We start from the raw sequence: 5,574 nt of genomic DNA, 5'->3' as shown, positions 1-5,574 counted from the left end.
CGGCGTCATTGGCTGCGGAGCGATCTCCGGGGCCTACTTCAACGCCACCAAGATTTTCCCGACTCTCTCGATTGCCGCCTGCGCCGATCTCGATCTCGACCGTGCCAAGGCCGCTGCCGAGAAAAATGGCTGCCGTGCGCTCTCCGTAGATGCTCTGCTCGCTGATCCGGAGATTGAGATAGTGATCAACCTCACGATTCCCAAGGCCCACTTCGCCGTCACCAAAGCCGCGCTGGAGTCAGGGAAGCACGTCCACCTGGAGAAGCCGCTCGCCGTGACGTTCGAAGAAGGCACAGGACTGGTAGCGCTGGCAAAAGAGAAGGGCTTGAGATTGGGTTGTGCCCCGGATACATTTCTGGGCGGCGGGCACCAGACCTGCCGAAAATTAATTGATGACGGTGCGATTGGCGAGCCCGTGGCAGCAATGGCGACCATGCTCTCGCGCGGCCACGAGACCTGGCACCCCGCGCCCGAGTTCTACTACAAGCCCGGCGGCGGCCCGATGCTGGACATGGGGCCGTACTACCTCACCGCGCTGGTCAACATGCTCGGCCCGATCAAGCGCCTCACGGGCAGCACCCGCACCACGTTTGCCCAGCGGACGATCACCAGCCAGCCCTTAAACGGCACGGTGATTGATGTCGAAGTCCCCACCCACTACTCCGGCGTGATTGACTTCGAGAACGGTGCGATTGCCCAGATAGTGCAGAGCTTCGATGTCTACGGCGTCCCCCCGTTCTCCCCCATCGTGATCTTCGGCACCGAGGGCACGCTCGCCGTTCCCGACCCCAACGGCTTTGGTGGCACCGTTAAGCTCAAGCGCGGCAAAGAGGAATGGGAAGAGATCGCACTGACTCATGGCTATCGTGAGAACAGCCGGGGAATCGGAGCCGCCGATATTGCCATTGCCACCCAGACAGGCCGTGCGCACCGCTGCTCAGGCGACCTTGCCTGCCATGTGCTTGAGGCCATGATCGGCTTCCACACCTCCTCGGAGAGCAGTACCCACTATGCCATGCTGACCACGGTAGAGCGCCCCGCCGCCCTGCCCGTCGGCCTCGCAGACGGCGAGTTAGACAGCTAGCCAGTATAATAATCGCAATGAGCACACTACGCACCATTGCCATGGTCGTACGCAAAGTCCGTCTTAAAGAACAAGGCACTGACTTTGCGTATTGGCAGACGCAATCCTATGAAAATCGCCTAGCGGCTCTGGAAGAAATCCGATGCGAGTACCACAACAATGACACTCAGTCAGGACTTCAAAGAGTTCTTACAATCGTTAAACGATAACCAGGTTCGGTATCTCATCGTGGGTGGTTATGCAGTCGCTTTACATGGTCACCCACGCTATACCAAGGACATTGATATCTGGCTCTGGCTTGATCCTCAGAATGCTCAAAAAACAGTTCAGGCTCTTAATGCGTTCGGTTTTGCCTCACTCAACTTAAAAGCAGATGATTTTCTTGAGCCAGATACTATTGTTCAGCTTGGCTATCCTCCCAATCGAATTGATATTTTGAACTCACTCTCCGGTGTTGATTTTGAAATGTGCTACCCTTCCCATATTGACATTCAAATCGGAGACTTAACACTTCCTTTCATTGACTTGGAGAACTTAAAAAAGAACAAGCAAGCATCAGGGCGAATGCAGGATCTAGCCGATGTCGAAAACCTCTCCTGATGGCCAGGCCCTAGAAACGCACCAGCTCCGTAAAGTCTACGCGGGCACGGCGCAGGCGGCTGTTGAGGCGCTGGATTTGGTGGTGCCGGAGGGCGCGGTCTTTGGGTTTCTGGGGCCAAACGGCGCGGGCAAGACGACGACCATCGGGATGCTCCTGGGCAACGTCCGGCCCTCCGGGGGCACAGGCACGGTGCTGGGAAAGCCGATTGGAGATCGCAACACGCGGCGCTGGATCGGCTACCTGCCCGAAAAATTCCAGTTCCACGAGTTTCTCACCGCGACAGAGTTTTTGGATCTGCACGGGCGGCTCTACGGCCTCGATGCCAAGACGCGAAAGGCACGCATTCCGGAGGCACTGGAGCGCGTCGGCCTAGGTGAGAAAAGCAAGACGCCACTCAAAGCTTTCTCAAAGGGCATGCAGCAGCGCGTCGGGCTGGCGCAGGCGGTCTTGCACAAGCCCAAGCTGGTGATCTTGGATGAGCCGACGAGCGCGCTGGACCCGATTGGACGGCGCATTGTCCGTGAGCTGATTCTCTCGCTCAAGGCCGAGGGAACCACGGTGCTGCTCAACTCGCACTTGCTCTCCGAAGTCGAGACAACGTGTGACTCTATCGCGATTATCCGGCGCGGACGCATTATCAAGCAGGGTACGCTCGCCGAGCTCACGGCGCAACCGGCCTCGGTTGTGGTAGAGTTGGAAGGCATTTCGGAGACGCAGCTTCAGGCGGCGGGGAGATTTGGTGCCGTCTTGCAGCGGGAAAACACGCTCACGGTAGCAACGGATGAAATCTCCGCCCTGGTAGCGGCCCTGGTGCGAGCTGGCGGGAAAGTTCACGCCGTCACCCCGGCCCGCTTGAGTTTAGAAGACGCGTTTATCCGGCTAATGGAGGATGGGACAGATAGTGGCTCAGAAGTGGACTCTCAAGACGCCCGGTGAGATCGAGGCAATGCGTGCGACAGGGATCGCGCTGGCGGCAGCACTGCGTGCGATGCGCGATGTGATTGTGCCAGGTAAGACAACAACCGGCGAGCTCGACGAGGTCGCGGGCGAGGTGCTCAAGCGCTTTGGAGCAAAGTCGGCGCTCTTTGGCTACAAGCCACCCTGGACGGAGGACGTGTACCTCCACAATAGCTGCATCTCGGTAGGCGATGAGGTGATCCACGGGGTGCCCAACCGCAAGCGCAAGCTGCGCGAGGGTGAGCTGGTGAGCCTGGACATGACCGCCGAGCTCGACGGCTGGTGCGCGGACTCCACGATCAGCACGATTGTGGGCAAGCGCGTGCTGCCTAAGGCAAAAAAAATCAACCAGGTCACCCGCGAGGCGATGTATCTGGGGATCGAGAAAGCCGTCGCAGGCAACACCATCCGCGATGTCTCCTGGGCGATCCAGAGCCATGTCGAGAAAAATGGCATGAGCGTGGTGCGGGAGCTGGTCGGGCATGGGATTGGGAGAGAGCCCCACGAAGACGGCTTAGATGTCCCCTGTTTTGTCGGCAGCGAGGCGGACAAGACCGTGATCCAAGTAGGAATGACGTTCTGTGTCGAGCCGATGGTGGTCTTTGGCAAAGACGGTGTCGCGCACATTGACGAAGACCCCTGGACGATAGTCTCCGCAGATGGCTCCATCGCCTGCCACTGGGAACACACCATCGCCGTCACCGAAAACGGCCCCGTGATTCTGACCCTCCCTCCGAAGTAGCCCTCGCCAGCTTGGAAGAAGTCTTATCCAGCGATACCGGGGTGCTCTTTTGCGGTGGAGAAGCCTTCGTCGGCTAGGGTAAAATAGCATCCAGCGGTGCCGCCGACATCCGCTGGGCCTTCAGCCTCCCCAACAACAGGCTGTTCCGAGCAGTGGGGTATTAATTGCAAAAGAAATTCGATCCCTTTGAGGGGCAAAAACCACTACTTATCTTCATACAAACAGCCCCTTGGGGGATGGTCATAGGTGCTGACACCCCCAATGTTGCTCTCTACGAAGACGGTCAGGTGATCTTTGTCCGGCTGGTTAAACGGCACTACGAATATTTTCAAACGCAACTGGATAAGCCTACTCTGGATCAAATCCTACAAAAGCTCAAGGCTATTGGGGTAGTTAAGGGGCACTACGATATTGCTCCAGGCGTAACCGATCAGCCCGAAGCACTGTTCTATTGGCGGATGGGCACGAGTACGTTGGCAACACGGGTGTACGGGCTAACTAGGAGTGGAAGGCTCTCCGGTCCACGCACCACAATGCCAGGTAACAAGCAGGCTACCCCACCGCCACAAGAGCTACTTAACCTGCACCGCTGGCTCTGTACTCTGGATTTCCCACATGCCAAGTCCTGGACATCCCGCTATACCGAAGTCATGTTGGGAGACTTCTCTTCTGCTCGGAAATCTATACCGTGGCCGGGAAGTTTACCGGGATTAAACTCGTTGCAAACTATTAAACGTCGTGATGCCTACTCCATCTTCTTAGAGCCACAACAACTACCTGCACTAGAGAAGCTACTCTCCAAGCTAACAGAAAGAACTGCTGTTATCTTGAGTGGGAAAAAATTCTCGTTGGGTACACGCAAGACGTTCCCCTGTGAACCTGAGTGGCGTGAGGCATTTAAGAAACTATAGGCCAAGGTCTACGGTCGTTTTGGTGGTGATATCCAATAGTGTCGGCATAGCGACACTATTTTACCCCTGAACCTCACTCCGCGAAGAGTTCGGCGAGGGCTTGGAGGACGACGGTTTGTTCGTCGGTACTGAGGGAGCCGAGGCGCTTAGTGAGGCGAGTTTTATCCACGGTGCGGAGCTGATCCAAGACCACTTGGCCAGACTTTTCCTGAAACTCGCAGGGGATGCGCGTGGGGTAGTTCTTGCCGCGCGTCGTCATCGGGGCGACGATCACGGTGGCGATATTGCGGTTCAGCTCGTCGGGGGAGACGATGAGACAGGGACGGGTTTTCTGAATCTCGCTCCCCACAGTCGGATCAAGGTTCACCAGCCAGACCTCGAAGCGCCGTACTACCAACTCCATTCGTCAGCCTCCCAGTTTGTGGGAGTGTGCCCTAGTGCCTCGCCGTCGAGAAGAGCATCGTCCCCTGCTTGTGCCATTGCCTGAAACTGAGCGTCCCAGCCGTGGCGGACAGGATGAGCGGCGCGCACGATGAGCTGCCCCGCTTCCACCGTCAGCTCCACATCATCTGTGAGCTTGGTTTGCTCCAGCAAGAGCTTGGGAATCCGGATACCTTGCGAGTTACCAATCTTGACGAGACGTGTTTTCACCATAGTAATTACAATGTATCCCCGTCCAATCCTACTGTCAAGCCCGCATTATTTGCATCATCTGGTATAATGCGCCTTTGGTGCCTGTCAATTTGGGCACAAGGTAAATGTTTTGAAACCCAGACAATTAGCTCTTCTTGTTATCGTCCTCGCCCTGCTGGCTGCCGCCGTGACCCTTGCGCCGCTTGTGGCTCCCAACAGCACCTTTGGAAAGAAAGTGTCCCCAAGGCTGGGGCTCGACATCCAGGGGGGTGCCCGTGTGGTGCTGGAGGCAAACCTCGACACACTGCCCAAGGGCCAGAAGTGGGACGAAGAAACTCGCGCCTCGGTGCTGCGGACTCTCGACAATCGTGTTAACTCCAATGGCGTTGCCGAGCCGGTAATCACTCCCAAGGGTGAGAAGCAGTTCGTGGTCGAGATTCCCGCAGTCAAGAATGAGAAAGACATTCTGGATCAGCTCCAGAAGACCGCCCAGCTTCAGTTCTACTACAGCTCCGACTGGTACACAGCGGAGAAGAACAAGCTCGGGCGCTACGATTTCCAGCGCTCCGGCGATGGCAGCCGCGAGAGCTACGAGATCACGGACAAGACCACCGACAAGACCTTCCGCGACCCGTTTCATATCCTC

Annotated in this window: 7 protein-coding genes and 1 pseudogene; 6 read left to right on the top strand and 2 right to left on the bottom strand. The window is 57.1% G+C overall.

What is annotated here, in order from left to right; all coding sequences use genetic code 11:
• The 5 genes from RMO15_RS32120 to RMO15_RS32100 form a co-directional block, all read left to right on the top strand.
• On the top strand, positions 1-1,084 hold a 1,084-nt coding region (locus RMO15_RS32120), incomplete at its 5' end, for a Gfo/Idh/MocA family oxidoreductase (RefSeq protein ID WP_309723068.1).
• A 159-nt stretch (positions 1,085-1,243) separates the two neighbouring features.
• A complete protein-coding gene (locus tag RMO15_RS32115) occupies positions 1,244-1,684 on the top strand; it encodes a DUF6036 family nucleotidyltransferase (protein ID WP_309723065.1) in 441 nt (146 codons plus the stop codon).
• A complete protein-coding gene (locus RMO15_RS32110) occupies positions 1,665-2,621 on the top strand; it encodes an ABC transporter ATP-binding protein (RefSeq protein ID WP_309723063.1) in 957 nt (318 codons plus the stop codon). Before RMO15_RS32115 ends, RMO15_RS32110 begins: the two co-directional genes overlap by 20 nt.
• Positions 2,575-3,384: a type I methionyl aminopeptidase gene (gene map / locus RMO15_RS32105; RefSeq protein WP_309723060.1), complete on the top strand. Its 810-nt coding sequence runs from the start codon at positions 2,575-2,577 to the stop codon at positions 3,382-3,384. The genes RMO15_RS32110 and map overlap by 47 nt, the downstream gene beginning before the upstream one ends.
• 164 nt (positions 3,385-3,548) lie before the next feature.
• Positions 3,549-4,295 carry a hypothetical protein gene (locus tag RMO15_RS32100; protein ID WP_309723057.1) on the top strand — a complete coding sequence of 249 codons (747 nt, stop codon included), beginning with the start codon at positions 3,549-3,551 and terminating at the stop codon, positions 4,293-4,295.
• Positions 4,296-4,368: 73 nt separating this feature from the next.
• Here RMO15_RS32100 and RMO15_RS32095 read toward each other — a convergent pair whose 3' ends face one another.
• Positions 4,369-4,698, bottom strand: a complete 330-nt coding sequence (locus RMO15_RS32095) for a type II toxin-antitoxin system PemK/MazF family toxin (protein ID WP_309723054.1) — start codon at positions 4,696-4,698, stop codon at positions 4,369-4,371.
• A complete protein-coding gene (locus RMO15_RS32090; RefSeq protein ID WP_309723050.1) occupies positions 4,686-4,949 on the bottom strand; it encodes an AbrB/MazE/SpoVT family DNA-binding domain-containing protein in 264 nt (87 codons plus the stop codon). Before RMO15_RS32090 ends, RMO15_RS32095 begins: the two co-directional genes overlap by 13 nt.
• 109 nt (positions 4,950-5,058) lie before the next feature.
• Here RMO15_RS32090 and RMO15_RS32085 point away from each other — a divergent pair.
• Positions 5,059-5,574: pseudogene (locus RMO15_RS32085) on the top strand (hypothetical protein); the annotation flags it as partial.

Source organism: Armatimonas sp., from assembly GCF_031410135.1.
Lineage (GTDB): Bacteria > Armatimonadota > Armatimonadia > Armatimonadales > Armatimonadaceae > Armatimonas.
The sequence above is the reverse complement of the archived record's forward strand: the minus strand, read 5'-3'. Positions and strand labels throughout refer to the sequence as shown.

What these genes read in the sequence shown, in the direction of transcription:
- RMO15_RS32115 (WP_309723065.1), top strand. Translation starts at nt 1,244, where the DNA reads ATGACACTCAGTCAGGACTTCAAAGAGTTCTTACAATCGTTAAACGAT.
- RMO15_RS32110 (WP_309723063.1), top strand. Translation starts at nt 1,665, where the DNA reads ATGTCGAAAACCTCTCCTGATGGCCAGGCCCTAGAAACGCACCAGCTC.
- map (WP_309723060.1), top strand. Translation starts at nt 2,575, where the DNA reads ATGGGACAGATAGTGGCTCAGAAGTGGACTCTCAAGACGCCCGGTGAG.
- RMO15_RS32095 (WP_309723054.1), bottom strand. Translation starts at nt 4,698, where the DNA reads ATGGAGTTGGTAGTACGGCGCTTCGAGGTCTGGCTGGTGAACCTTGAT.
- RMO15_RS32090 (WP_309723050.1), bottom strand. Translation starts at nt 4,949, where the DNA reads ATGGTGAAAACACGTCTCGTCAAGATTGGTAACTCGCAAGGTATCCGG.